Source organism: Bradyrhizobium elkanii WSM2783, from assembly GCF_000472865.1.
Taxonomy (GTDB): domain Bacteria; phylum Pseudomonadota; class Alphaproteobacteria; order Rhizobiales; family Xanthobacteraceae; genus Bradyrhizobium; species Bradyrhizobium elkanii_A.
The window spans coordinates 23,283-46,365 of sequence record NZ_AXAP01000049.1 but is presented as its reverse complement, the minus strand read 5'-3'; the positions used below and the strand labels follow the sequence as shown (position 1 = coordinate 46,365).

Here is a 23,083-nt window from a genome sequence, read left to right as displayed (position 1 = left end):
GCCCTACCCCGCCGAATGACGCCTCAGCCAGATCAGCAACAAATGCAATCCCATCCCACCGGCCAGGACGGCGCGAGCACGATGGGACAAGGCGGTATGATGGGGCACGGCATGATGGGAGGACATATGATGGGGGGCGGCATGATGGGTGGTAGCGCGATGGGTCCACCCTTTATGATGCGTATGATGTTCGCTCTGATGGACGCCGACAGCGATGGGACCATCTCACTGCAGGAGTTTCAGACAGCTCACGAACGGATTTTCAAGGCGATGGACAGCAATAGAGATGGCAAGCTTACCCTGGAGCAGATGCAAGCGTTCATACACGGGACGAGGTGATCGGCTCCGAGCGGGTGGCGCCTCGTCTCGTGCGCCATCCGCTCCTGCAATTGATCTTTTACGAACAAGCGAGCCTTAAGCCTTCAGGTCCGTGATCCGCATTATCGCGACCACATTCCCATCGTTGTACGCCTGCTCTTTTGTGTCCTTGTTGCAGGTCCAGACAAAGTTTTTCTTGGCCGTAAAGGTCTTTCCTTCCTGTTCAATCCGAAGCTCCCCCTCCGGGATATGACAGATCATGGCATTCATCATCGGGGGACCCATCGTCTTCGATCCCGGCTGCATAATGACATCGCGCATTGAGACGGTCTTAAAGCCGGGAATGATGGATGGTGTCTCACCGTCGTAGGCACGGACCACGACACCTGGCCACGGCGTGGTGTCCTTGTAGCCCGAGGTTTGAGCGGCGGCTGGCTTCATCATAGCCGCCGAAGCCGCTGCCAAGCCGATTCCCAGCGCGGACCTTCGATCGATCTTGCTCATCGCTTTTCTCCCGACGTTGCGCAACGAGCCGCTGCAAAAGCGGCGCGCAAAGTTCGTGGTGAATGGTGGTGCGAACCGAAAAAAAACGGTCTCTTAAGAGCGCGTGCCTGCCGATGGCGCCAGTGCTGCTCGTTCGCCCCGGACGGTGATTTCGGCACGTCCCGCCTGAAGGGCAACTACATTCTACGTGACCTGACGCACCTGGGAAACAGGTTGCGTCGCCCGAAGACACGATTGCCATACGTTCGGAGGCGTGCACTGTGAGGCCGCAAACGCTACGAGCCACGCAGAAGTGCGTCAATCATATCCGACGTAATTTCATCCGACGAGAGATCGACCAGCGCGTAAGATTCCGCATGGCGCAATAACGTCAGGACAACTGACGATACGTGCGGCGCTTTGGCGCTTAATGTCTCATCCGGCGACACGGTGCCTGCGTGCTGGCCGACAGCGAGGGCGACAAGATTTTCTCGACCTTCGATACGCGCGATCTCGACAAGTCCCAGGCGAAGATGGATTGCGGCACTCATATCATCACCGGCGGTACCGGGAAGTATAAGGGGATCACCGGGAGCGAACCATTTGCCTGCATCAATATGCCTGCGCTGGCAGGCCCGGGCGACTATTTTGCGATGGACATCCCGCACAACACGTCGTGGGAAATCAAATAGCACGAACTTGGATGCCCGGTGTCGACGACCGGGCGTCGATTACTGAACGAGAGCCCTGTTATTTTCGAGTACTGCCTGTGGCGTGTTCCGGAAGCCGATGGCCAACCGGTTGTAGACATTCATCAAGCCGATCGCGATCGTGAGATCGACCAGATCCTTTTCCTCAAGGACTGTGCGCGCGGCCTTGAATGCTTGATCCGGTATGCCGGTCTCTGACACACGTGTCACCGTTTCGGCCCAGGCAAGCGCGGCACGCTCACGCTCGCTGAAGAGATGGCCAGCCTCCGCCCAAGCCTGCACCAGCGCAAGCTTCTCGACCTTCACACCCTTCTTGATGAGGTCGCGGGTGTGCATGTCGAGGCAATAGGCACAGTTGTTGATCTGCGAAACCCGTAGGTAAACCAGATCAACCAGTTCGGCGGGAAGACCGCTCTGCATGATATAGCCGTAGACGCCGCCAAGGGCTTTTACCCCGTTCGGCGCGATTTGGCTGTAATCGAGACGCTTGGTCATCGTTATTCTCCTTGATCTTCAGGCTCTATTTGACTGGTGTGGTCAGTGCCTTGTCGTCGGTGTCGACGACGAAGACAGCGAGCAGCTTTGCCGGCTCGGTCCTGCTCGCATTGCGGCTGATCGAATGGCTGGCGCCGGGTGGTTCGGACCAACTCTCGCCCGCCTTGTAGACCCGCGTTGCTCCGTCGTTCACCTTCGACTCGATGCTTCCGGAAATGACATAGGCGTAGATGAATGACGATTTTGCGTGGGTATGCGGAGCCGAGGCTCCACCCGGCGGATAGTCGACGACCACCGCGATCAGAGACTTGCCGGGAACGTTGGGTATCGTCTGCTCGAAGTTTGTCGTGACCTTGCCGCCGACATCTTGGGCGGAAATGGGCGAAGCAGATGCAATGGCAATGGCAGCGGATGCTGCGGCGATGACAGTTCGTATCTTCATGGCTCTTCTCCTTTCGCTCCATTAAATGTCCTCCCCTTAGGTCGGAAAAAAGCACCAAGAACGCACGAAAATCGTGTACTACGAGCCACGTGACCAAGCCGCTCAAATTGGAACTCGACCGCTCTGCGAAGACGCCGCTGGCTGAGCAGATCCGAAGGGGTATCGGCGCGGCGATCGAGAGCGGCGTGCTCGCACCCGGCGCGCGCCTGCCGTCCTGGCAGGACCTTGCGGCGCAGCTTGGCGTCGCCCGCGGCACTGTGCGCGCCGCTTACGAGAAGCTGTCCGCAGCGCAGCTCATCGTCGCTTCGCGGGCCGCCGGCACCCATGTCGCGGATCGGCCTCGCGCAGTCACCCGCTCCGAGCAGCCGCCTGATCCGGGCTCGTTCATGGAGACGTATCGGGAGATGACCCAGGGGCCGGCCATCTTTCAGATGGGGGTACCTGCAAAGGAAACATTTCCGGCCACGCTGTTCGCACGAATCCGCGCCCATGCCATTCGCACCGAGGCGCGCGCAGCACCCATTTACCCGGACCCTCGCGGTGAACTTGAACTGCGGCGGGAAATCGCCGCCTATCTTGCCATCGCCCGTGGTATCGAATGTTCGGCCTCGCAGGTCATCATAACCGGGGGATACAGCGGCGGACTCGGACTGGCGCTACGCGTCCTTGGCCTCGAGGGACAGAAAGCCTGGACAGAGGACCCCGGCTTCCCGTTCACCCGCCACGGCCTGGAGCTCGCAAGATTATCGCTTGTACCAATACCAGTCGACGACAGCGGCATCGATGTCGACCATGGGCTGCGCCACGCCCCGGACGCCAAGCTGGTTGTCGTCACCCCCGGGCAGCAGGCGCCGCTCGGGGTTACTCTATCACTGGAACGCCGATTGCGTCTGCTCGATTGGGCCGCTCAAGCAAGCGTATGGGTGATCGAAGACGACTATCTGAGCGAACTGCAGCTCAGGGGGCGAGCCGCGCCGGCGCTCGCCTCACTTGATCGCGCCGGGCGCGTCATCCACATCGGCTCCTTCAGCAAGACCATCAGTCCGACCTTGCGGCTCGGCTTCCTCGTCGCGCCCGCCTCGCTCTCGTCGCGCTTCGCGGAGGTCGCCGCGTGCCTGGCGCCGCCGCCCGGGCCGTCCGTGCAGCTCGCGACCGCCGAATTCATGCGCGAAGGCCACTACCTGCGCCATCTTCGGCGCACCAAACGTGCCTACTTTGCTCAGCGCGACGCCTTGCTGGAGTGCCTGCGGCCGCACGTCGAGGCTGCCCGCATCACAACGGCGGGATTGGCGGTGCTGCTGCGATTACCCGACGGCGCGCCGGACACATGCATCGCCAGGGAAACCCTCGCGTTCGGAATGGCACCATCCGCTTTGTCAACTTGGTACGCACGGCCGGATTCCGGACGATCGGGGCTTCTTCTGGGCATCGCGACGGTGCCAAACAAGCATCTGGCGAGATCCTGCGATCGTCTTTGCGGGATCATCGAGCGCTTCAAGTGAGAGTCTTGCGGTTACCGCGTTCCCTCAGCGATCCAGCGTCCTCGATCCCTTCCCGCGACTCTTCACGATCAGCATGATGTTTCTGACATAGATGATCGTGGCCAGTCCCTGGCCAAGAATGATGACCGGCTCACGCTTGGCGATGCCATAGATCAGCGTCATCAATCCGCCGCCCATCGAGAAGAACCAGAATGCCATCGGCACCACGCTCTGTCCGGCGCGCTCGCTCGAAATCCACTGCACCAGGAAACGCGCGGTAAACAGCAATTGCGCGACCAGGCCGAACGCAAGCCAGAAATCGAACTTGGCGACGAAGACGTCGTAGAGGTAGTTGCCGAGCGCCTCACCGTACTGAATCAGCATCACTGCTCCTCGGTCACCTCGGTCACTTCCGTGACCACGGGCGTCGGCCTCTTGCGGCGGATCAGCCACCAGACGCCGGCGAGATCCATGATCCCAATCCAGAGCCGGTCGAAGAAGCCGTAGTTCGAGACGCCGGAATGGCGGGGACGATCGACCACGTCGACATAGGCGATCTCAAAGCCCTCGCGGCGGACCAGCGCCGGCAGGAAGCGATGCAGCCCATCGAAATAGGGCATCATCAGGAACACCTCGCGCGGAAATGCCTTCAATCCACAGCCGGTGTCGCGGGTGCCGTCGCGCAGGATCGCGCCGCGCACGGCATTGGCGATGCGCGACTGCAATTTCTTGAAGCCGGTATCCTTGCGCCCTACCCTCTGGCCGGCAGCAAGCCCGATGCGGCCGCCCCCGCTCTCGACTGCGGCAATCAGGTCCGGCAGGAACGAGGGATCGTTCTGGCCGTCGCCATCGAGCGTCGCGACGATCGCGCCCCGCGCGGCACGGACGCCGCTGCGCACCGCCGCCGATTGCCCTGAAGAGACGACGTGCCGGAGCTGGCGCAGGTTGGAGCGCTCCTTCATGGCCGCGCCGATCCGCGATGCGGTCGCATCGGTCGAACCGTCATCGACATAGATGATCTCGTAGACCCAGCGGCGGCCGAGCGCGGCAGCGATCTCCGCAATCAGCGGCGCGATGTTCTCGGCCTCGTTGCGCACGGGCACAACGATGGAGACGGCCACCGCAGTCTGGTCGGAAGAAGGCAATTCGGCACTCTTGGCTGGATTTTTTGCTCTCTGGACGGCCTTGCGGCCGGAACCGCCTGATAGGGCGGGACGGCGCCCGCTTTTATGGGGCGGAAGCGCGGCCGGCAACCCTTTTGGCAACCCTTTTGAGGCGGTCCAGTGACGGGCCGGCAAGGGGGTAGATCGTGCCGTCACGCTGGATCGCGAAGCCAAGCCTCCGGGCCGCAAACCAGTAGCGCACCGCCATGGCGCCGATCACGCCGACCAGCGCGCCGCCGACCACGTCGCTCGGGTGATGTGCCAGCAATACCAGACGGGTGGCGCAGATCACGAGCGCATAAATCAGCATCACGAACCGCAGCCGTGGCCACAGTGCGGAGACCGCAAAGGCCAGCGCAAAGGCAGTGGTCGCATGCCCGGAGGGAAAGCTCGCATAGGCCTCGCTGCCGGCGAAATGCGAGAAGTTGAAGGCGTTGGGCTCGCCGCCGACGAACGGCCGGCCGCGCCCGACGATCCATTTCAGGAGGTCGCCGACCAGGACCGGGAACAACACCGCGAAGAACAGGAACTGCAGCCGCGTTCCCATTCCGAGCAACAGGGATCGCCGAATGCCGTGCAGCGCCGGCGCAATGATCCCAACCAGGATCAACAGTCCGGCCACGGTCCAAAGCACATAGGCATCCTTGCCGAAATCGGTGAGAATGCGGACCCACCACAGGCTTGCGGTACCGCGCGGCGGCATCAGCTTGATCTCGGGCACATCGAACGCAAGCATCAGCACAATGATGGCGGCGCCGATGATCGCGATCAGCGCCAGCCCGTGCCGCGCCGCGTGCCGTCCGGCTTCGGCGCGACGCGAATGCGACGGCGCGCGCACAAGCTGGGCAAGCGACCGCCCCGTCAGCGTGGCCAAGCGCGCTGGATAGCTTGCGGATTCGTGGCGAACGACCGGCGCCGACATTTTCTACTGCACGTCCTCGGAACGGTAGATGCCAATGGAGATCGGCCTGCCCTGCGAGATGTTATAGCCATCGATGCGCATCGCCGCGCTGTAGCGCAAACCGATCGCCTCGGCCCGCTGCACGAAATTGCGCTCGGAACGCGCCTCCACCAGCGCAAACCGGCATGCGCCCTGCGCCAGGAAATCCGCAGCGCCCGAACCGTCGGTCAGGACGATCGAGGTGTCGGTCGAAAAGACCAGGCTCGGCTCGTGATAGCCGGCTGAGGCCAGCTTCGGACTTGGACAATTGGCGTAGCGCAGGAGGTACCCGACCTCGGCGCTCGGAAACAGCGGCTTCAACGACGGCACCACCAGGCCATAGATGGCAATCGCAAGCAGCATCGCCGCGATCACCGCATTCAGGAACGAGCGCTCGGCGCGGCTGTCCTCGAACATCCACCAGGCGGCCAGGCCGAAGATCATGGCACCAGCCAGGAGCGGCCAGGCCGGAAACGCCGGCTGATGGGTCAGCTTGATTGCGCCAGCCACCGCAATCACGGCGGCGATCGCGGGAATCGCGAACCACCAGGCCGAGCCGCGGATCAGCCAGACGGAGCGCGACAGCACGCGCCGTTCCAGCGCACCGACGGTCAGGATCGCGATGGCGGGATAGAGCGGCAGCACGTAATGCGGCAATTTCGTCAGCACCACCTCGAACACGATCCAGGACGGGATCAGCCAGGCCAGCAGAAACTGCGCGCCGGGCTCGCGGCGCGCCCGCCACACCGCCGGTGCCGCCATACCTGCCAGCGGCGCGCCCGGCCAGAACGTGATCCAGAACAGGACGAGATAGAGCCCGGGCGGCGCGCCGTGGGATTCCTGCGCGCCGAGCTTGCTCAGCATGTCGCCGCCGACGGAGTCGGCGAAGAAGGTTTCGCCGGCGCGCAAGAAGATCAGGACGAACCACGGCAGCACCAGCACCAGGCACCACATCAGGCCCCAGACCGGGCGCATGCGGGAGAACCACTCCAGCGAGCGGTCGAGGATCGCCAGGGCCGCGATGGCGAGCCCGACGAACATCAGGATCAGCGGCCCCTTGAGCAGGATGCCGCCGGCCAGCGCAGTCCAGAAGATCGCAAGCGGCGCCCACGGCGGATGCGCGGGATCCTCGCCGCGCTGCCAGGACAGATATACCCGTGCCAGCGCCCCCATCGCGGCCGTGACTGACAGCAGCAGCATTGCATCGGTCTTCGCCAGACGCGCCTCGGCCCCGAGCAGCACACAGCTTGCCATCATCAGGGCCGCCAGCGCCGCCCCGCGCCGGGTGACGAAGGCAAGCGCGGTCCAGTAGGTCAGAAGCACGGCGCCGATCGCGCCGATCAGCGACGGCGCCCGGTAGAGCCAGATCCGTGTCTGCGCCCGCGGCATGCCGAGGGCGGACGCCGTTTCAACGACTGCGGCCTGCAACCAGTAGATGCCGACCGGCTTCTTGTAGCGGACGTCGTCCTGGAAGCGGATGTCGACGAAATCGCCGCTCTCGACCATCTGCTTGGTCGCCTGTGCAAAACGCGCCTCGTCGCGGTCGATCGGCGGGATGGCGAAGAAGCCGGGCAGGAACAGGATCAGGCAGCACAGCACCAGGAACAGGACCGAGCGCTTATGATTGGCGGTCGCAAACTCGAATGCGAGCGCCAGCCTGCGGCTGGAATGCGCAGGTTTTACAGGCTGTTGCCCTGCTCCGAAACGTCTGACATTGACGGTCTCAACCATGGGCTTCGCATACGATGAAACCGTAGGCCAAACAACCGCAGAGGTTCCGTTTTGTCCCCTGTGTGGGCTCCGGGTCACTGCACCCGGATGACCACCGTATCGGCGGCCCCGGTGGCGTCGATCACGGTCAATCGCGCAAAGCCGGGGCCCGGCGGATCGATCAGGCGCTGGCGGCGGCTATCGAGATCGCCAATCGCGACCCCGTTGACCAGCATGGTTAACGGCAGGACACCGCCGGCGACCTTGACCGGCATTGGCGTGACCTCGCCGCAGGCCGCCCGATCAACATCGATGCGCGAGCCGTTCACCGGGAACTGGATATGCGGTGCCTGATCGCTGCCCGCCCGGACCAGTTCCCCCAGGGGACGGAACCGGCGCAGCGGGAGCGGCAGCTTGGCGTTGCCGCTGACCAGCGTTCCCTTCGGCGCCCTCGGCAGCGCCGCCGGAATCCTGCCGGTCCGCGCAAAGGCGTCGAACAGGATCGGCGCCGCCGCGCTGCGCCCGATCAGCCCCGGCACCGGCGCGCCGTCGGGACGGCCGACCCAGACGCCGATGGTGATACGACCATCGAAGCCGACCGACCAGGCGTCCCGGTAGCCATAGCTGGTGCCGGTCTTGAACGCGATCCGGTTGTGCACGCCGTTTTCCGGCGGTGGCGTGCCGATCAGGACATTGCCGACCTGCCACGCGGCAACCTGGTCCATCAGCCGCATCGGCTCGCGCTCGTCCTGTGCCAGCATGATTTCGCGAAGCGGCTTGGTGGTGCCGAGCCGGGGGAAGCCGGCATAGAGCTGCGCCAGATCCTGCAGGGTGATGCCCACGCCCCCTAACCCCATCGCCAGCCCGGGCGCCTCGTCCTTCGGCAGCACCAGGCTGGTGCCCGCCTGCTTCAGGCGCGACGACAACCGGCTCGCGCCGACGCGGTCGAGCAGCGCGATCGCGGGCACGTTGAGCGACAATTGCAGCGCCTTGCGCACGGGCACGGTGCCCTGGAAGGTCATGTCGAAATTTTCCGGCGCGTAGGAGCCGAAGCGGATCGGGCGGTCATCGATCAAGCTCTCGGGGTGCACAAAGCCGTCCTCGAAGGCGAGACCATAGATGAACGGCTTCAGCGTCGAGCCGGGCGAGCGCACCGCGCGCGTCATGTCGACCTGCCCTGCCCGGCGTTCATCGAAATAATCGGGCGAGCCGACGCGGGCGAGGATGTCGCCGCTTTCATTGTCGACCGCGATGATCGCGACCGAGATGTTCGGCCCTTGCGCGACGGCCCGATCGCGGGCGAGCGATTCCAGATTCTTCTGCAGCGTGGCGTCGAGCGTCAGCCGGATGAGGCTCGCATCCTTCATCGTCGCGAGCGCCTGGTCGGCGGAATGCGGCGCCAGGATCGGCATCGGCTTGCGATATTTCGGCACGGCTTCCGACTTGGCCTGCGCCGCATCATCCACGGGCAGCACGCCCTCTTCCACCATGCGATCGAGCACGCGGTCGCGCCCCTCGCGCGCGGCGTCCGGATAGCGATCGAGCCGTCGCCGCTCCGGCGATTGCGGCAGCGTGACCAGGAGCGCCGCCTCCGCCAATGTCAGCCGCTTCGGCTCCTTGCCGAAATAGGCGATCGATGCCGCGCGCACGCCCTCGAGATTGCCGCCGAACGGCGCCAGCGCGAGATAGAGGTTGAGGATCTCGTCTTTGTCGAGTTGCCGTTCAATCTCCACGGCGCGCACGATCTGGCGCAGTTTTGCGTAGAGCGAGCGCTCGCGCCGGGGCTCCATCAGCCGCGCGAGCTGCATCGTGATGGTCGAGCCGCCGGAGACGATGTGGCCGGAGGTGACGAGTTGCAACGCGGCGCGCGACAGCGCCAGCGGATCGACGCCGCGATGGGAATAAAAGCGGCGATCCTCGTAGCCGAAGAGCAGCTTCAGATAAGTCGGATCGACGGATGTCTTCGCATCGACCGGCAACCGCCAGCGACCGTCCGCCATCGCGTAGGCACGCAGCAGTTTGCCATTACGGTCGACGATGGTGGTGGAGACCTTTCGCGCGTCTGCCAGCGGCAATGGGCCGAGGGAGATGGCCCAGACGGTGAAGGCAGTTGCAGTGACAATAAGAACAGCCGCAGCAAGCGCGGCGATGCGTGTGACGAGCCGCCTGCCACCACCGGCGTCATGGCCGGGCTTGTCCCGGCCATCCACGTTCTTCTCCGCGGCGGGCGAAGGCGTGGATGCCCGGGTCAAGCCCGGGCATGACGGAGAGTGTTGCTGGTCCAAGCGACCACTCATTTCGCCGCGCGTACCTCGACAGTGCCGGTGCCGGTGCGGCCGTAGCGCGAGGGGTTGTACATGTCCTCGACATAGGCCTGCGGCAGCACGTATTTGCCCGGCGAGACCGCGCGCGCGACATAGGCCACCGTGAACACCGACTTGGCGTCGCTGGCACGGTCGATCGCCGCGGTGAAGCGGTCATCGCGGAACTCAGTGTGCTTGGGCTCCTCGCCGTCCTCTATCCAGTCGAGGGTGCCGGAGTCGCCGGAGGATACGAGGTGCGGGTTGTCGATCTCGAGGCCGGCCGGCAGATAGTCCGACACGATGATGTGGCCGTATTCCGGCTTGGCTTCAGTGATCTTCAGCACCACGGCGAAACGATCGTTCTGTTTCGCCTTGCTGACGTCGGCCGGCTTGCCGTCGAGCGTGAAATAGTTGCGCTCGATCTTGAAGCCGTTGGAAGCGGCCGGCTCCGGCGTCACCGGCGAGCCCGACACGGAGACCACGACCTGCACCGGCGCTTCACCGGTGTTGGTGATCTTGATCGGCTTGCCGGCCATCGCCTCGGCCTTGTAGCTGCGGAACACTGCTGTCTTGACCGGCTGTCCGTCGACGTCGAGGCTCAGCGTTTCCTTGGCGAGCGCGCGGGCAGCCAGCACCAGCCAGGCGTTTTCCTGGGTCGAGGTGTAAGGCGTCAGCCCCCGCGCCGCCTCGACGCGCGCGACGGCGCCGATCATGGTCGCACGCGCTGCGTTGCCCTCGCCGGCGAGCGAGACCAGCGCGGCGGCATCGCGCAGCGCCGAGCCGTAATCGGTGCGGCCGAACTCAAGCACCGGCTTTGGATTGAGCGCCTCGAGCGCGGCGGCATAGACCCGCTCCGCCCTCGTCCGGTCGCCGACCAGCGCCAGCGCGGCCGCGAGTTGCGATTTGGCGATCGGGGTCGCGAGGTTGTTCAGCTTGGTGTCCGCGAGGTAGCGCAGGTCGCCGATCGGGGCCGCGCCATTGCGGGCGAGCACGTAGAGGCCATAAGCGAGATCGCGGCCACCGTCCTTCTCCGGCTCGTTGGCGTTGACGACGGCGTTGCGGATGCGGTCGAGCGCGCTCTTGAACAGCACGTCCGGCACCACAAACCCCTTCTCGCGGGCGCGGGTCAGGAAGTCGGTAACGTAAGCATCGAGCCAGACGTCGTCACCGCCAGCCGACCACAGACCGAATGAGCCGTTCGGGCCTTGGCGGGCGAGCAGCCGCTCGATCGCGTCCTTGATGCGCTGGTCGGCCGCGGTGTCCATCGCCAGATGCGCCCCGGCGGCGAGATCGTTGACATAGAGCAGCGGCATCGCGCGGCTCGTGATCTGCTCGGAGCAGCCATACGGATAGCGGTCGAGCGCCTTGAGGATGGTGGCGGCGTCCAGCGCGGTCGACAGGCTCGCCGACACCGACACGCCGCCTGTGCCCTGCACGAGGTCGGTGAACATATCAGACGTCAGCGTCAGGCTGTCGCCCTTGGCCAGCGTGCGGACCGAGCGCCGCGCGAGCACCTGCGTCGCTGGCTTGACATCGAGCGCGTAGTGGCGCGCCAGCGTCAGGCCGTTCGGGCCTGTGATGTCGACATCGAGATTGCCGGCGCCGGCGCCGCCGGCATCGAGTGCCAGCGACAGCGAGGTGCGCTGCTTGGCGGCGAGCCTCACCGTGGTGGCAGGATTGCCCGAGAGCTTCACCGGACCGGACGCCTTGACGTTGATGATGTAGTCGCCGGCTGCGCCCTCGACATTGTCGATATCCATGCTCATGGTGCCGCGGTCGCCGTTGAGCAGGAAGCGCGGCAACGTCGCGGTCAGCACCACGGGATCGCGCACAATGACATCGGTGGTGGCGCGGCCGAGCTTGGTGGCGCTCCATGCCACCGCCATCACCCGCGCTGTGCCGGCGAATTCCGGAATGTCGAAGCTGATCTCGGCGGTGCCATCGGCGCTGACGGTGACGATGCCGGAATAGACCGCAAGCGGCTTCTGCGTGGGCGGCGAGCCCTGCAATTCGGCGCCGCCGGAATCGCCGCCGGTCCTGATCTGGCCGCGCGTGCCCTGCATGCCGTCGATGAGCTGCCCGTAGAGGTCGCGGATTTCGGCCGTCAGGCGGCGCTGGCCGAGATAGTAATCATCAGGCGCCGGCGGCTTGTAATTGGTGAGGTTGAGGATGCCGACATCGACGGCAGCCACCACGACCTTGGCGTCCTCGCCGGGATTGAGCCCGTCGAGCTTGACCGGGATATTCAACGCCGAGCCCGGCCGCACCAGCGACGGCGGCGAGAGCGTCACCGCGAGCGTGCGAGCCTTTTTGTCGATACCAAACCATTTCAGGCCGATCGCGCGGCCCGGCATGCGCTGCGCGGCGGTATCGAGCGGACGGCGCAAGGTCGTCATCACATAAGCGCCGGTGCCCCAGTCCTTGCCGACGGTGAGCCTGACCTGCTGCGTGCCTTCCTTGACGTCAACGGTCTGCGTCGTCAGCAGGCGATCGCCGAGCACGTTCACGGTCAGCCGCCCCGCCGAACGGGCGTTGACGGACACAACCATGGTGTCGCCGGACTGGTATTCCGGCTTGTCGATCGAGGTCTCCAACAAATCCGGCGTGTCGGCGCTGCCGTCGGAATACCAGCCGATATCGAACTGCACCGAGGTCAGCGGGCCGTCGGCATCGCTGGACTTGACGTCGAGGCGGTAGCGGCCCGGCTGCGGCGCGAACGACAGCCGCGACGGCTTGTCGGCGGCGAGATTGACATCGCCATCGGCGACACGGCTGGTCGACTTCACGGGTTCAAAATCCCAGGACGAGCCCTGGCGGTACCATTGGTAGCGCGACTCGATCTTCAGGAGTTCGTAGCGCAGACCGTTGCGCGCGAGCTGCTTGCTGTCGGGATCGACGAATACGACGTCGAACTCGGCCTTGTCGCCCTCGGCCACGCTCTTGTCGCCGAATAGCGGCTTGATGCCGATCAGCGAACTCGCCGGTGCCACCGGGAGCACGATCTTGCGCTCAACCGAGCGACCGCCGGTCTCCGCCATGCGGACGAAGATCTGCGCTTCCTGCGGCCGGGTCGAGGTCGGCGCCTTCTCCAGCTTCACCGGGAAGACGGCCGTGCCCTTGGCGTCCGACTCCGGCAGGTTCTCGATCGGGGTGCGCTCATTGCTGGCGCTCTCTTCGTCGGCGACGCCAAACTGGTAGCCGGGATAGCCGGGACGCCCCGAGGCCGCCGTCGTCACCAGCATGTCGCCTTCGAGCTGCAGCCCGGACGCCGGCGCGCCGTAAAGGAAATGACCGTCGACCTTAAGTTCCACTGGAACTTCAGCTTTGATGACCTTGTCCTTGGCGGTCAGGTCGAATTCGATCCGCTCGGGGATGTAGTCCTCGACCATGAAGGTGGTCTCGCCGACCGAAGAGCCCTTCGGATCGGTGAACGCACGCACGCGCCAGGTGCCGGTCGGCACCGCCGAATTGAGCGCGACGGCCATGGTGCGGCCGCCGGCGCCCTGGTCGGGCAGCACGGCGCGGCGGAATTCAACGCCGTCGGGACGCTCGATGACGAGCGTCAGCGGGCCGCCGGTCATGGCGTTGCCCTGCCCGTCCCGCAAGAGCGCGGTCAGATAGACGGTCTCGTTGGAGCGGTAGACGCCGCGCTCGGCATAGACGAAGGCATCGGCGCCCGAGGGCACCGCGCGACCTGCGACACCACGATCGGTCAGATCGAACGCGTTGGACTTGAGGCTCAGGAACGCATAGTCCGCCTTCTCGCTCATCACGGTCAGCAGCGCCGGCGACAGGCCGCCCTCGCCGCGCGCCAGCCCGGCTTCGAACAGCACGTGGCCAGTCTCATCGGTCTTGCGCGTGGCCAGGATCTCGTTGTTGCGGGCGACCAGCTTCACTTCGACTTTCGCGACCGGCTCGGTGGACGCCAGCGAATTGACGAAGACATGGATGCCGTCATTGCCGGAGAACGCCGACAGCCCCAAGTCGGAGACGATGAACCATTGCGTCGCCAGCGTGCCGTCATCATCGCTGCTCGGCCCCTTGGCGGCGGCGGTCATGACATAGACGCCGGGCTGCAGGTCGCCGAGCGCCTGGTCGACCGGGAACGCGGTGACAACGTCCTGGTTGAGCGTGGTCGCGGTCGCGAGTTCGCCGGACCAGACCTTCATGCCGCGCTGGTCGCCGAGGTCGGAGAGCTGGTAGCTGCTCAGCGTGCGCTGGAAGTCGCTGTCGATCACCGTGTTGATCAGGTTGCGGTCGCCGATCCGGAACACGTTGATGGTGACGGCCGGCGTGTTGACGCTGACCACGGGGATGCCGCGCTGGCCGGCGCGCGGCAGCACATAGGCGCGACCGGTGAAGCGCACAAACGGCTTGCGGTCGCGGACATAGATGTTGAACTCGGCCGACTTCGGCAGCACCTCTTTCACGGTCGACGGCAGGCCGGCGCGCAGGTTGATGTTGTAGCGCTCGCCGTGCTTCAGCCCGTCGACGCAGAGCTGCTTGCCCTCGGTGGTGAGCGCCGGCTTGTCGTTGCCGGCAAGCGCCACGAACGGCGCGAAATCGACGCGCTTGGCCAATTCCTCGGAGAACTGGAAGCATGCCCGCGGCGTGGCGCCATCGGAATCCACGCTGTAGTCGAGCAGCCGGAAGCCATGCTCGTCGCGCATCTTCTCATATTGGCCGCGGACCTCGGCGACCTCGCGCATGTCGAGCGACATCCGGAGCGCATCGAGCGCCGGCCGCCACAGTTTGCGATCCGAAAATGCCCGGCCGAGAACGGCCAGCGCATCGGCCTCCTCTGCCTGGTTGCCAGCACGCTGGTAGGCGATGTAGGCGGCGGTCGAGGCGCGCTCGAGCAGGAAGGTCTGCTCGCTCGAGGTCGACGTGCGGATCTGGAAGATGGTGCGGGCGAGCCGCAGCCAGTTGTTGCTGTCCTCCGGCGTGGTGGCGGCGATCTGGCCGAGGATCTGCAAGCCGGAGCGGAAGTCGGCGCGGCGGAAGGCGGCATCCGCATCGGTCTTTAGCGTCGCCGTGCTCTTGGCGACCGGCCCCGCCTCGCTCTTGATCTGCGCCTCCAGCTTGATCGCGGAATCGGCAAGGTCGTCGCGCTTGAACGCCTTGTCAGCCGCCTGCGCCGTCGCGAGGCCAAGCGCCAGCGCTGCGCAAAAAGCTGCGACACGAACCAAACCAATCATGACGGATCTCCCGGGGCGGCGAACGAACGCCGCGTGACGAATAAAACGGCGCGAAAAGGTGACAGACTGATGGCGCGGAAACAACGTAGCGAAGAAGTCGCAAACAGGCATTGCCAAACCAGTCGTTATTGCCCAACCGGCGGAGCGCCGGCACGGCAGGCGGTGACCGTGGACCGCAACCCGCGCTCCACCCGCACGCCTTTGTCGCCCGATACGAGAAAATGGTTCGGATCGGGTTGCAGAAAAATCGGATCTTTCGCATCGGCAGGCTGGGCGGGTACCCAGCCTTAGTGTCGAACGAAGCGGAATTGCTGGGTGCCGTGCTCGCGCGGATCCGGACCGTGCTCGGCGACGCGATAGCCCTCGTGCGCGGCGAGGAATGATTGCGCCGGAATCCAGTTCCTGGCGTACTTGACGAGCTTGTCCTTCGACGTCGGCAGCGCTCCCGGTCCATTGTCGCTGAGGAAGGATGTCTGCACCTCTGCCTTGGCATTGGCGTCGCTGATCGGCACGCGATACCATGCCATCGCCGCCGGCCGCGTGGCACACAAAGTGCGGACGGTCTCGATTGCTTCCGGGACGTATTGGATGGCGCCGTTCGAGTGCATCAGCTCGATGTCTCCGAGCCAGTCGGCGGCTTCGCGGATATCGCTGAAGAACATCAGCCGATTGGTCGCCAACTGACGCGCGCGGCGCGCCATGGCCGGCGTTTCCACCACCGCCCAGCGGATGTCCGGCGCCTGCTTGCGGGCGAGCTTGTAATGCAGGCCGGCACCGCCTCCGAAATCGAGCACTGAATTGATCCCGGTCACCAGCGGCCAGTCGCCGGTAGGATCGTAAGCAATGGTCTTGTTGAAGATCGTCTCGACCAACTCCTCGCTCTCATAGCCCTCGATGACTTCGCGGGGCGGGAACAGCTTGCGTTTTACTCTCTGCATCAAGGTCATCGACCCCTCCCGTCCAAGCTTTTCTCGGCAGTGCTCATCTCCCTACTGTCAGAAACATTTGGAAACAATTCGACCGTGTGCGAATTACGGTCGCGGCCCTCATCTGTGCGAGGGAGATTGCGTCGGCGCTGCAATTCGGTTGGCCCTGCGGGCCTGCCCTGGCCGGTCGCATCTCGGGGATTGCGAGGCCCGCCTGTCTGATTTCAAGGAGGCTGCCGTCAGCCCTGACTGGACTGTGGTGGTGAAGATGGCAGCGGGTGATTCGGCGAATGGCGATCCCAGCAGGATTCGAACCTGCAACCCGCGGAGTAGAAATCCGCTACTCTATCCAGTTGAGCTATGGGACCGTCTTGGCGCGGTATCGGCCATCGAGCCTTTCAATAATATAATCGTGGACCTGCCGCCAGCATGGCAGAGCTGAAAATAACAGTAAAAACATGACGCTGGGATCCAGGCGGAGACCCGCGACGTGGTCTTCCTGACGCCCACCGATCCTGCGCCTGTTCGACGGGGTCGATAAACCGCCGGCGTGGTGTCGCCGCCTCGGTGACGGAGCCCCGGCAACTTGGCAACGGCACTCAAGTCCTGGTCTTCATGCTGTTCGATCCGGTCGCTGCAACGCGGAATCTCAGCCTTAAGTAGTGGCAGTGGTTTCCCGGATATATCGCGATCACCGCTCAGCGTAAAAGGTATCCAGAGAATGCACGCGTGCGTATGGGAGTTGCGTAATTGCGGCAGAAGCTCCGGATTTCCAGGAACCGACGATCATTATTGGAACTATTTTCACCTGATCTACTCGAACAGCTCGCCGAGTTGGAATGGTTGAGAGAGCAGGTCAGGCAAGCGGAAAAACTAAATCCGCAGCAGATATTGACTCAATTCAAGGCTTACCGGCAGCAGAGAACGACCAAGGCCAGGCGGAGCGCGCACTAGAGCTTCGGTTCTGATGGAATCAGAACCGAAGCTCTGGATTGCGGTTATGACGCGCGTCCGAAAGCGAGCCCAATAGATCTGCGACGAGGTGGTCGATCAAGGCCAGGGCAATGGCAGGCTTGGCGACGTCCACGTCGTCCACATGCCAGTATCCCACCCTGTCCGCCATCTCCGGAAAACGCCGTTCGATGAGCGGCCGATGCTCTGCTTCCTTCAGCGCGATGATGAGATCCGCGCTCTCCAGGTCAGGCAGGGTACAGGGTTGAGGGTACCGCAAGTTTCCGACCGGCCGGACGCCCCTCGCCTGGAGACCATCGAGAGCGAAAGGCGACATTGGGCCGACATTGTCGGGCGATCCTCTTTCCGCGGCCCCTTTCGAGAAGGCGCGCCAGTTCAACTCGGCCAGCCCTGCGCGGTGATTGAATAGCTCTTCTGCAAACCGGCTGCGGTAATAATTGCCTGTGCACAGGAACAACAGTTGATGAGCCATCGCGAAAGAATCATGAGCTGAGAGGGGGCGCCGCTACACCGATTGATATCGATGGTCGCTTTCTTGCGCAATTGCGCGACGGCCGCAGAGCGGTTCGCAAGGTACGAATTTGATCATCAAATCATCTTGCAGACGATGATGCGCCCTTACACGGATTCGTCATTGTTGAGGCACGTTTTGTCGCAGCGTACCCAGCGGGAGGCGGGTGGATAATGAGCGATCATTATGAGGTTGGGATCGTGATGGAGTCATGTCATGAGACGAACCGAACTCAAGCGGATGAGTTCTGACCGTCTGTGGACGTTGCGTGTCGAACTCGCTGGCGTCCTGCGACAGAAGATTCTGTCGATGAAGGCGCAGTTGGAAGATCGTCTGAAGAAGCTGCGGGTCCCCGCTTCGGCGCGTCGGCCATATCCGGAGATACAGCCCAAGTACCGTAATCCTGCTCAGCCATCAGAAACCTGGGCTGGTCGAGGCAAGAAGCCGCGGTGGCTGGTCGCGCAGCTGAGGTTGGGAAAACGGATCGAGGATTTCAGAATCAAGGTGCGGAAAAAGAGCCGGATCGCCGGCCGCCTGGCGCGCATCGGCAGGTAGTGTCCGGCGGGCGAGGAACGAAACCGCGGGGCCAGCGTCGAATCCCAGCCTCCGGTCGAACGCCCCCTACCCCCACCGGCCGGAGGAAAACCTCCAAGGTTGGCGGCCCCAGCGCACCCTGGGGCCGTTTGATGAGTAGCGCGCTCGGGCGAGACGTCTTCCGGGGCAAGGCTCCGCGGCTCGCACGACCGCTGGAGAGGCACGCGGGAGGCGCTTTGGCATGGTTAATCCCTGGTTGCCGAATTTGGCAAAGGTCTTGCTAATCGCTGCTCCGACACTGCAGCCCCCGACGAGGCTGCGCCGAGTTGGATCAAGCGGGAGCAATGCCCATGGGTGCCGCGTCTCAGACTGGGAATTCCAGCATCACCGCGTTACGTGACGTCCTCGTCATCCAGACGATGCTCGAGGATCTGCAAAGGTCTGTCCGGATCCTCGATTGCGATATCGCGACGGAGGAAGCCTCCGGAGGGGTCAGCAACGCTGCGGACCCGCGATATCCGCTGCTCGCCAGAACGCTCTCGACGCGACGGGACAATCTCAAATCGACCATCCGGGCGCTGAGCGACCGCCTGGGCCAACTGACGGCAACGGCGTAGCCCCCTGTTCGGGTGGATAGGCGGGCTGCCGGTTATTGGCGGCCAGAGAAGATGGGCAGGTTTGCGTCCAGCGCGCCTTGCTGGCGTCGCCGGCATGCCTTAAGGCGGCTCGCAGATTCCCGTCCGCGATTCACTGGAACTCGATGCGAAAACTGCTTGTCACGCTCTCGGCCGCCCTTCTCGTGGGGGCCTGCCTGTTGGTACTCCGGAACGAACTGCACGCAAGGCCCGCCACGCAGTGCGGCTTCTGGGGCGAGATGGAAGCCGGAATGTCCTGCCGGTGAATTCGCCGCCGTTTTCGGCCCTGGAACAATGGTCTGAATTGGGGCAGAGCTGACGCGAGCGGCGAAGATCAATGCCGCCGCGTGGTTTGGCCCCGCCAACCACGCCCCGAGCAAAACCCGGGCGCGCCAATTCCCAAAGCTTGGTCTCGTTGCCATCGTCGGAGGTGAGGCGCTGCTGGCGCCCGCCTCACCAGACCGTCGGTCAGCCTGATCTCTTCACCGGTCGCGGGCGCGCCGACATTCCCCAAATGGGAACTGTCCGGTGATTTTCTCTGGCGTTCGAGGGCGATACGGCCTGTCTGCTGGGTCTTGCGCCGGCAACCGTGCTATCTGAGCACCAGCCGCGCCAGTAGCGCCGCCAGTTCGCCTTGCCGCGACACGCCTACCTTCGAGAACACGCGCTTGAGGATGGTCCGGGCGCTCTCCTCGGTGATGCCGAGCTTGTCGGCGGCGTCGCGCGGCGACTGGCCGGTGCCGACCAGCGCCGTCACCCTCGCCTCGCCCAGCGTCAGGCCGAGCACATCGCGGATCAGCGACGGGTCCGGTGGGCTGCTGTTGTCGGGGTCGACGACAAGGATGAGCAGCCTGGCCTGGGTCAGGAACTGGTTGATGCTGTTGGCCGCCATCGAGACCGGCAGGACATAGAGCGCAAGCGGCCGTCCCGACGTCCGCCGGTGCACGATGATCGGCTTTTCGCCAGCCAGAACATCCTCGGCGCGGTACGCCGCGAGACGTTTCATCGCCGCGGAGGCCGGCGAATTCAGCGCGAGCGATCCCGCGGCAAGCTTCTCCTCCACGATCTCGAGCCCATCCCCGAGCAGCGACTCCGCCTTAGGGTTGGAGAAGATCACGCGGCCGACCGAATCGAGCACAAAGACCCCGGTTCCCAACCTCGCGAGCGCGGCGCCGAGGCCGAGCTTGCTTAGTTCGGAGTCCATCAGGCGAATGCCAAGGCGAAGCGAGCGCTCGACGTGACGGCCGAGCTGGGCCACGAGATCGAGCTCGGCGTCGCTATAGACCGGCTTGCTGCTCGCGCGCTGGATGCTCATCGCCACCTCGATCTTCGCATCCGGCGAGACCGTTGCGGCGGCGAAATATTTCAGGCCGTGTTTCCGAAGCAGCTCGGAATAGAAGGGGTCGGTTGCGATGTCCTCGTCGGAGACGACGTCACGGTCGGTCAGGACATCACGATTGAAGAAATAGCCGCGCTCGCGCGCACGGATCGCGCGGATATCCCGAAACGTCCACTCGCGCATGTATTCTTCCGCGATCACATCGAGCGAGGCGGACTGGATGGCGCCAAAACTTCCGTCGTCCCTGCCATAGAGCAGAATAGCGCCGACATCGTCGAGGCAATCGGCAATGCTCTGGAGGGCCACCGGCCAATGCGACGGCTCCGCCGCGGATTGATAGATGGCGTCGATGGCCTTCAGCAGATGATGCGACATTGAACCGACAAACCGAATGACGAGTGAACGCGCGGCAATCAATCACGAGGATTGAATGCCCCGCACAATGCATTTGGATGTCAGGAAACGATAACGGGCAAGTCCGTACGATCACGGCCTTTGCATGGGTAAGCGCAACCACTGACGGCCGATCGCGGTCAGCCATCCCGTGAGGCGCAAATCACTGCTTACCGGACGGAAAACTCCAAGAGTGTCGAACGCCAGTCGCTTCGTGCAATGCACGCACTAGACCACGAAAGCCCGCCTCGCGCCAACGCGGGAAGGTCCGCGCGAATCTCAGGGTATAGCGGTCACGTCCGCGGTTATGTTGCGGCGGTCACACGTGATGCGCGCTGACCTGTCAGTCAACGGGAAGCCTAGCCGGGCGACGGCTGCTCCGCATGCGCACGCGCGCGCTCCGGCCTTGCATCCCTGGTACAGGTCGTCATGACAAAGGCGATGCGGCTGCATTGCCACCCCGGCCCGAGCGCCGCGCTCGCCACCGTCTCCTGAGAGAGGCTGCCGGCTGACAGGAGCGCCACGCCAAGGCCGATCACGACGATGGCGGCCAGCAGCGCTAATCCCTTGCGGCTATAGAGTTGGTGGATCATGCGATCGTTCCTGTTCAGTTTGCGCGGAGCATAGGACCTCGTCGCCCCTCTTCCTGTGATCGGAATCACAGTCGCCCCGCGGCGTTTTAGCGCTGGCGCCCGCCGCTTATTGCGCCGGCTGGATCACGTTGCAGTTGGTCCGCCCGGACATCAGGCAGTCCTGCATCTTGCTCGCCGCGGTCAGTTCGCGCGCCAGCCACAAGCCCGCTGCCAGCATCGCGGCCGCAATCAAGAGACCGGCAATCGCGCCGCGGCGGCTGCCGCCTCCCCTTGGGTCTGTCATGATCGTGTCGGTTCCCGCACCGTCACCGCAGAAGAGATCGTGGTTGCAGTAGCTGCTTCGCAAGTACCCGTGTGATCACAACAACTTCAGATCAAATCTGCAAAGCCTGGGCATAAGTGTCGCAAATCCGTTGCGCGCGTCCCCGCGCTGCTCAACACTGCGCGCCTTCCGGGAAGCGCGTGTGCGGAGCGCGCCATGGGTAAACAACATGGGTAAACAAGAAACGGGCTACGACTATCATCGTTACAAAAAACTGCTGGCGGAAGCGGTCGACGAGAGCAAGCGGCTCGAATTGATCCAACTCCTGATCCGCGAGAAAGCCCGGGACAAGCTCGAAGCGCAGCGGACCTCCGATCGCGTGGCCATGACGGCGCAGACGGTCGCCAGGGTGCTGGGAACCTCCCGCCACCGCGACAGCTTCTAGCTCGGCTAGAATTTTAGCGAAGTTCGACGCGCATGACCGTATTGCTCTCGGCGATGGGCTCGCTTCTCCCGCGCGCACATTGCTGACTACGGATAGCTCCCGCGTTTGGCATGCCAAATTGGACGCTGGCATTTTGCCCCGGGTTCACTTATGTGCTGCGCCGAACCCGATTTTCATCATTCCTCCAATCAGCAGTGAAGATAACAAGGCTCTCTATGAGCAGCTTCAAGGAACCGAACTTTTCCGACCGCCAGAAGGCTGCGCAGCAGTCCCGGCAGAACATTTTGCAAAAATTCCGTTCCCGCCCCGGGCCCGATGATCCCGGGGTGCAGGCGCGCGCCGCCGAGCGCGCCACGATCGCGGCCAACCGCGAGCAGGCTCGGCTTGCGCGCGAGGCGGCCAAGGCCGAGCAACAGCGCCTCGCGGAAGAGGCTGCAGCCGCGGAAGCGGCGCGAATCGCTCGCGAGAAGGAAGAGGAAGCCGCGCGGCAAGCCGCGCTCGAGGCCGAGCAGAAGGCCAAGCGCGACGCGCGCTACGCCGCCCGCAAGGAACGCGGCAAGAAAAAGCGGTGAGGCGTTTCCGCCTCTCACGCGCCGCACGCAGCACGAACTGAAGCGGAGATCTCGTAGCCCGGGTGGAGCGGAACGCCCAACCCGGGACATTTGCATCCTGGTCTACGAGCGGTCCGGGTTACGCTGGCGTTTCACCCGGGTTAGCCTCCTTCAAGCTGCTCGAATTTCGTCCCCGCATCCGGAAAACGAAGTGAGGACGCGACGGCGATCAGTTCTTCTTCATGCCGTCGTCTTTCTTCATCGCGTCGTCCTTCTTCATCATCCCGTCGCTTTTCTTCATGCCGTCATGCTTCGACATGGCATCCTTGGACATCGTATCCTTGGACATCGTGTCTTTCTTCATGGCGTCGTCCTTACCCATCTTGTCCTGAGCGAAGGCTGCAGGCGAGAGCGCGACGCTGAGGGCGACGAGAGCGGCCGAGACGCTGAGGCCGATACGGGTCGAGAAGGTCATGGTGGTCATCCTTGCTGAGGGGTGATCGTGGAGCGACGTCTGCCGCTCTCCCCTCGACGCGGCCGGAACGGCCCTTGTTACCCTCTCACAAAGTCTTGAAAGAGTTGCGGAGCGGCGCTGCCCGAAAATTAGGCCTTGGCACATCGTCCGCCGCAGTGCGGTGCAAAAATACCCGCTCCAGGTGTGACGCTTGGCGTCAATGCA

Annotated in this window: 22 protein-coding genes and 1 tRNA gene; 7 read left to right on the top strand and 16 right to left on the bottom strand. The window is 63.9% G+C overall.

Features of this window, described 5'->3' with window-relative positions:
- Positions 1–42: 42 nt before the first annotated feature.
- Complete coding sequence (locus tag YY7_RS53440; RefSeq protein WP_433994539.1) at positions 43–339, top strand: EF-hand domain-containing protein; 297 nt, start codon at positions 43–45, stop codon at positions 337–339.
- Positions 340–414: 75 nt separating this feature from the next.
- Here YY7_RS53440 and YY7_RS0132265 read toward each other — a convergent pair whose 3' ends face one another.
- Positions 415–822, bottom strand: a complete 408-nt coding sequence (locus YY7_RS0132265; protein ID WP_028166831.1) for a hypothetical protein — start codon at positions 820–822, stop codon at positions 415–417.
- A 437-nt stretch (positions 823–1,259) separates the two neighbouring features.
- Between YY7_RS0132265 and YY7_RS53435 the strand changes: the two genes are divergently transcribed.
- Complete coding sequence (locus YY7_RS53435) at positions 1,260–1,493, top strand: hypothetical protein (protein WP_245287481.1); 234 nt, start codon at positions 1,260–1,262, stop codon at positions 1,491–1,493.
- A gap of 39 nt (positions 1,494–1,532) precedes the next feature.
- On the opposite strand, the gene YY7_RS0132255 is transcribed toward YY7_RS53435, so the two are convergent.
- Together YY7_RS0132255 and YY7_RS0132250 are read right to left on the bottom strand one after the other, a co-directional pair.
- On the bottom strand, positions 1,533–2,006 hold the full coding sequence (locus YY7_RS0132255; protein WP_028166830.1) for a carboxymuconolactone decarboxylase family protein: 474 nt from the start codon (positions 2,004–2,006) through the stop codon (positions 1,533–1,535).
- Positions 2,007–2,031: 25 nt separating this feature from the next.
- The gene (locus YY7_RS0132250) at positions 2,032–2,448 is read right to left on the bottom strand and encodes a cupin domain-containing protein (protein WP_028166829.1); all 417 of its coding nucleotides are present in this window, start codon (positions 2,446–2,448) and stop codon (positions 2,032–2,034) included.
- 89 nt (positions 2,449–2,537) lie between these two features.
- On the opposite strand from YY7_RS0132250, the gene YY7_RS0132245 reads away from it, so the two are divergent.
- The gene (locus tag YY7_RS0132245) at positions 2,538–3,950 is read left to right on the top strand and encodes a PLP-dependent aminotransferase family protein (RefSeq protein ID WP_028166828.1); all 1,413 of its coding nucleotides are present in this window, start codon (positions 2,538–2,540) and stop codon (positions 3,948–3,950) included.
- Between the two features lie 24 nt (positions 3,951–3,974).
- On the opposite strand, the gene YY7_RS0132240 is transcribed toward YY7_RS0132245, so the two are convergent.
- From YY7_RS0132240 to YY7_RS0132195, 9 genes are all read right to left on the bottom strand, one after another.
- On the bottom strand, positions 3,975–4,313 hold the full coding sequence (locus YY7_RS0132240; protein WP_028166827.1) for a lipid-A-disaccharide synthase N-terminal domain-containing protein: 339 nt from the start codon (positions 4,311–4,313) through the stop codon (positions 3,975–3,977).
- Positions 4,313–5,074: a glycosyltransferase family 2 protein gene (locus tag YY7_RS0132235; RefSeq protein ID WP_028166826.1), complete on the bottom strand. Its 762-nt coding sequence runs from the start codon at positions 5,072–5,074 to the stop codon at positions 4,313–4,315. The genes YY7_RS0132240 and YY7_RS0132235 overlap by 1 nt, the downstream gene beginning before the upstream one ends.
- Positions 5,075–5,156: 82 nt before the next feature.
- The gene (locus YY7_RS0132230) at positions 5,157–6,014 is read right to left on the bottom strand and encodes a phosphatase PAP2 family protein (RefSeq protein WP_028166825.1); all 858 of its coding nucleotides are present in this window, start codon (positions 6,012–6,014) and stop codon (positions 5,157–5,159) included.
- 3 nt (positions 6,015–6,017) lie between these two features.
- Positions 6,018–7,763, bottom strand: coding sequence for an ArnT family glycosyltransferase (locus YY7_RS0132225; RefSeq protein ID WP_028166824.1), 1,746 nt, complete (start codon positions 7,761–7,763; stop codon positions 6,018–6,020).
- Between the two features lie 74 nt (positions 7,764–7,837).
- Entirely contained in the window at positions 7,838–9,952 is a 2,115-nt protein-coding gene (gene pbpC / locus YY7_RS0132220) for a penicillin-binding protein 1C (protein WP_028166823.1), read from the bottom strand.
- Positions 9,953–10,035: 83 nt separating this feature from the next.
- The gene (locus YY7_RS0132215; protein ID WP_028166822.1) at positions 10,036–15,243 is read right to left on the bottom strand and encodes an alpha-2-macroglobulin family protein; all 5,208 of its coding nucleotides are present in this window, start codon (positions 15,241–15,243) and stop codon (positions 10,036–10,038) included.
- Between the two features lie 287 nt (positions 15,244–15,530).
- Positions 15,531–16,190 carry a hypothetical protein gene (locus YY7_RS0132210; protein ID WP_028166821.1) on the bottom strand — a complete coding sequence of 220 codons (660 nt, stop codon included), beginning with the start codon at positions 16,188–16,190 and terminating at the stop codon, positions 15,531–15,533.
- A 270-nt stretch (positions 16,191–16,460) separates the two neighbouring features.
- Positions 16,461–16,537, bottom strand: a tRNA-Arg gene (locus YY7_RS0132205).
- A gap of 605 nt (positions 16,538–17,142) precedes the next feature.
- Positions 17,143–17,613 carry a protein-tyrosine-phosphatase gene (locus YY7_RS0132195; protein ID WP_028166820.1) on the bottom strand — a complete coding sequence of 157 codons (471 nt, stop codon included), beginning with the start codon at positions 17,611–17,613 and terminating at the stop codon, positions 17,143–17,145.
- Positions 17,614–17,868: 255 nt separating this feature from the next.
- On the opposite strand from YY7_RS0132195, the gene YY7_RS0132185 reads away from it, so the two are divergent.
- Together YY7_RS0132185 and YY7_RS53430 are read left to right on the top strand one after the other, a co-directional pair.
- Complete coding sequence (locus YY7_RS0132185; RefSeq protein WP_028166819.1) at positions 17,869–18,207, top strand: H-NS family nucleoid-associated regulatory protein; 339 nt, start codon at positions 17,869–17,871, stop codon at positions 18,205–18,207.
- A gap of 329 nt (positions 18,208–18,536) precedes the next feature.
- Positions 18,537–18,803, top strand: coding sequence for a hypothetical protein (locus YY7_RS53430; RefSeq protein WP_063623410.1), 267 nt, complete (start codon positions 18,537–18,539; stop codon positions 18,801–18,803).
- Between the two features lie 610 nt (positions 18,804–19,413).
- Here YY7_RS53430 and YY7_RS0132170 read toward each other — a convergent pair.
- From YY7_RS0132170 to YY7_RS62140, 3 genes are all read right to left on the bottom strand, one after another.
- Positions 19,414–20,535, bottom strand: coding sequence for a helix-turn-helix transcriptional regulator (locus YY7_RS0132170; protein ID WP_028166818.1), 1,122 nt, complete (start codon positions 20,533–20,535; stop codon positions 19,414–19,416).
- A 377-nt stretch (positions 20,536–20,912) separates the two neighbouring features.
- Positions 20,913–21,146, bottom strand: coding sequence for a hypothetical protein (locus YY7_RS0132165; protein ID WP_028166817.1), 234 nt, complete (start codon positions 21,144–21,146; stop codon positions 20,913–20,915).
- 106 nt (positions 21,147–21,252) lie between these two features.
- Positions 21,253–21,429: a hypothetical protein gene (locus tag YY7_RS62140; RefSeq protein ID WP_165435193.1), complete on the bottom strand. Its 177-nt coding sequence runs from the start codon at positions 21,427–21,429 to the stop codon at positions 21,253–21,255.
- A 208-nt stretch (positions 21,430–21,637) separates the two neighbouring features.
- Here YY7_RS62140 and YY7_RS0132155 point away from each other — a divergent pair, with 208 nt between their 5' ends.
- On the top strand, positions 21,638–21,853 hold the full coding sequence (locus YY7_RS0132155; RefSeq protein ID WP_028166816.1) for a hypothetical protein: 216 nt from the start codon (positions 21,638–21,640) through the stop codon (positions 21,851–21,853).
- Positions 21,854–22,068: 215 nt separating this feature from the next.
- Positions 22,069–22,425, top strand: a complete 357-nt coding sequence (locus tag YY7_RS0132150) for a DUF6481 family protein (protein ID WP_028166815.1) — start codon at positions 22,069–22,071, stop codon at positions 22,423–22,425.
- 208 nt (positions 22,426–22,633) lie between these two features.
- On the opposite strand, the gene YY7_RS0132145 is transcribed toward YY7_RS0132150, so the two are convergent.
- Positions 22,634–22,879 (bottom strand): pentapeptide MXKDX repeat protein, encoded by a 246-nt coding sequence (locus tag YY7_RS0132145; RefSeq protein WP_028166814.1) that lies wholly within the window; start codon positions 22,877–22,879, stop codon positions 22,634–22,636.
- Positions 22,880–23,083 lie beyond the last annotated feature (204 nt).

Coding starts and splice junctions, on each gene's coding strand:
- YY7_RS53440 (WP_433994539.1), top strand. CDS start 43: ATGCAATCCCATCCCACCGGCCAGGACGGCGCGAGCACGATGGGACAA.
- YY7_RS0132265 (WP_028166831.1), bottom strand. CDS start 822: ATGAGCAAGATCGATCGAAGGTCCGCGCTGGGAATCGGCTTGGCAGCG.
- YY7_RS0132255 (WP_028166830.1), bottom strand. CDS start 2,006: ATGACCAAGCGTCTCGATTACAGCCAAATCGCGCCGAACGGGGTAAAA.
- YY7_RS0132250 (WP_028166829.1), bottom strand. CDS start 2,448: ATGAAGATACGAACTGTCATCGCCGCAGCATCCGCTGCCATTGCCATT.
- YY7_RS0132240 (WP_028166827.1), bottom strand. CDS start 4,313: ATGCTGATTCAGTACGGTGAGGCGCTCGGCAACTACCTCTACGACGTC.
- YY7_RS0132230 (WP_028166825.1), bottom strand. CDS start 6,014: ATGTCGGCGCCGGTCGTTCGCCACGAATCCGCAAGCTATCCAGCGCGC.
- YY7_RS0132225 (WP_028166824.1), bottom strand. CDS start 7,763: ATGGTTGAGACCGTCAATGTCAGACGTTTCGGAGCAGGGCAACAGCCT.
- YY7_RS0132215 (WP_028166822.1), bottom strand. CDS start 15,243: ATGATTGGTTTGGTTCGTGTCGCAGCTTTTTGCGCAGCGCTGGCGCTT.
- YY7_RS0132210 (WP_028166821.1), bottom strand. CDS start 16,190: ATGACCTTGATGCAGAGAGTAAAACGCAAGCTGTTCCCGCCCCGCGAA.
- YY7_RS0132195 (WP_028166820.1), bottom strand. CDS start 17,613: ATGGCTCATCAACTGTTGTTCCTGTGCACAGGCAATTATTACCGCAGC.
- YY7_RS0132185 (WP_028166819.1), top strand. CDS start 17,869: ATGAGACGAACCGAACTCAAGCGGATGAGTTCTGACCGTCTGTGGACG.
- YY7_RS53430 (WP_063623410.1), top strand. CDS start 18,537: ATGGGTGCCGCGTCTCAGACTGGGAATTCCAGCATCACCGCGTTACGT.
- YY7_RS0132170 (WP_028166818.1), bottom strand. CDS start 20,535: ATGTCGCATCATCTGCTGAAGGCCATCGACGCCATCTATCAATCCGCG.
- YY7_RS0132165 (WP_028166817.1), bottom strand. CDS start 21,146: ATGATCCACCAACTCTATAGCCGCAAGGGATTAGCGCTGCTGGCCGCC.
- YY7_RS62140 (WP_165435193.1), bottom strand. CDS start 21,429: ATGACAGACCCAAGGGGAGGCGGCAGCCGCCGCGGCGCGATTGCCGGT.
- YY7_RS0132155 (WP_028166816.1), top strand. CDS start 21,638: ATGGGTAAACAAGAAACGGGCTACGACTATCATCGTTACAAAAAACTG.
- YY7_RS0132150 (WP_028166815.1), top strand. CDS start 22,069: ATGAGCAGCTTCAAGGAACCGAACTTTTCCGACCGCCAGAAGGCTGCG.
- YY7_RS0132145 (WP_028166814.1), bottom strand. CDS start 22,879: ATGACCTTCTCGACCCGTATCGGCCTCAGCGTCTCGGCCGCTCTCGTC.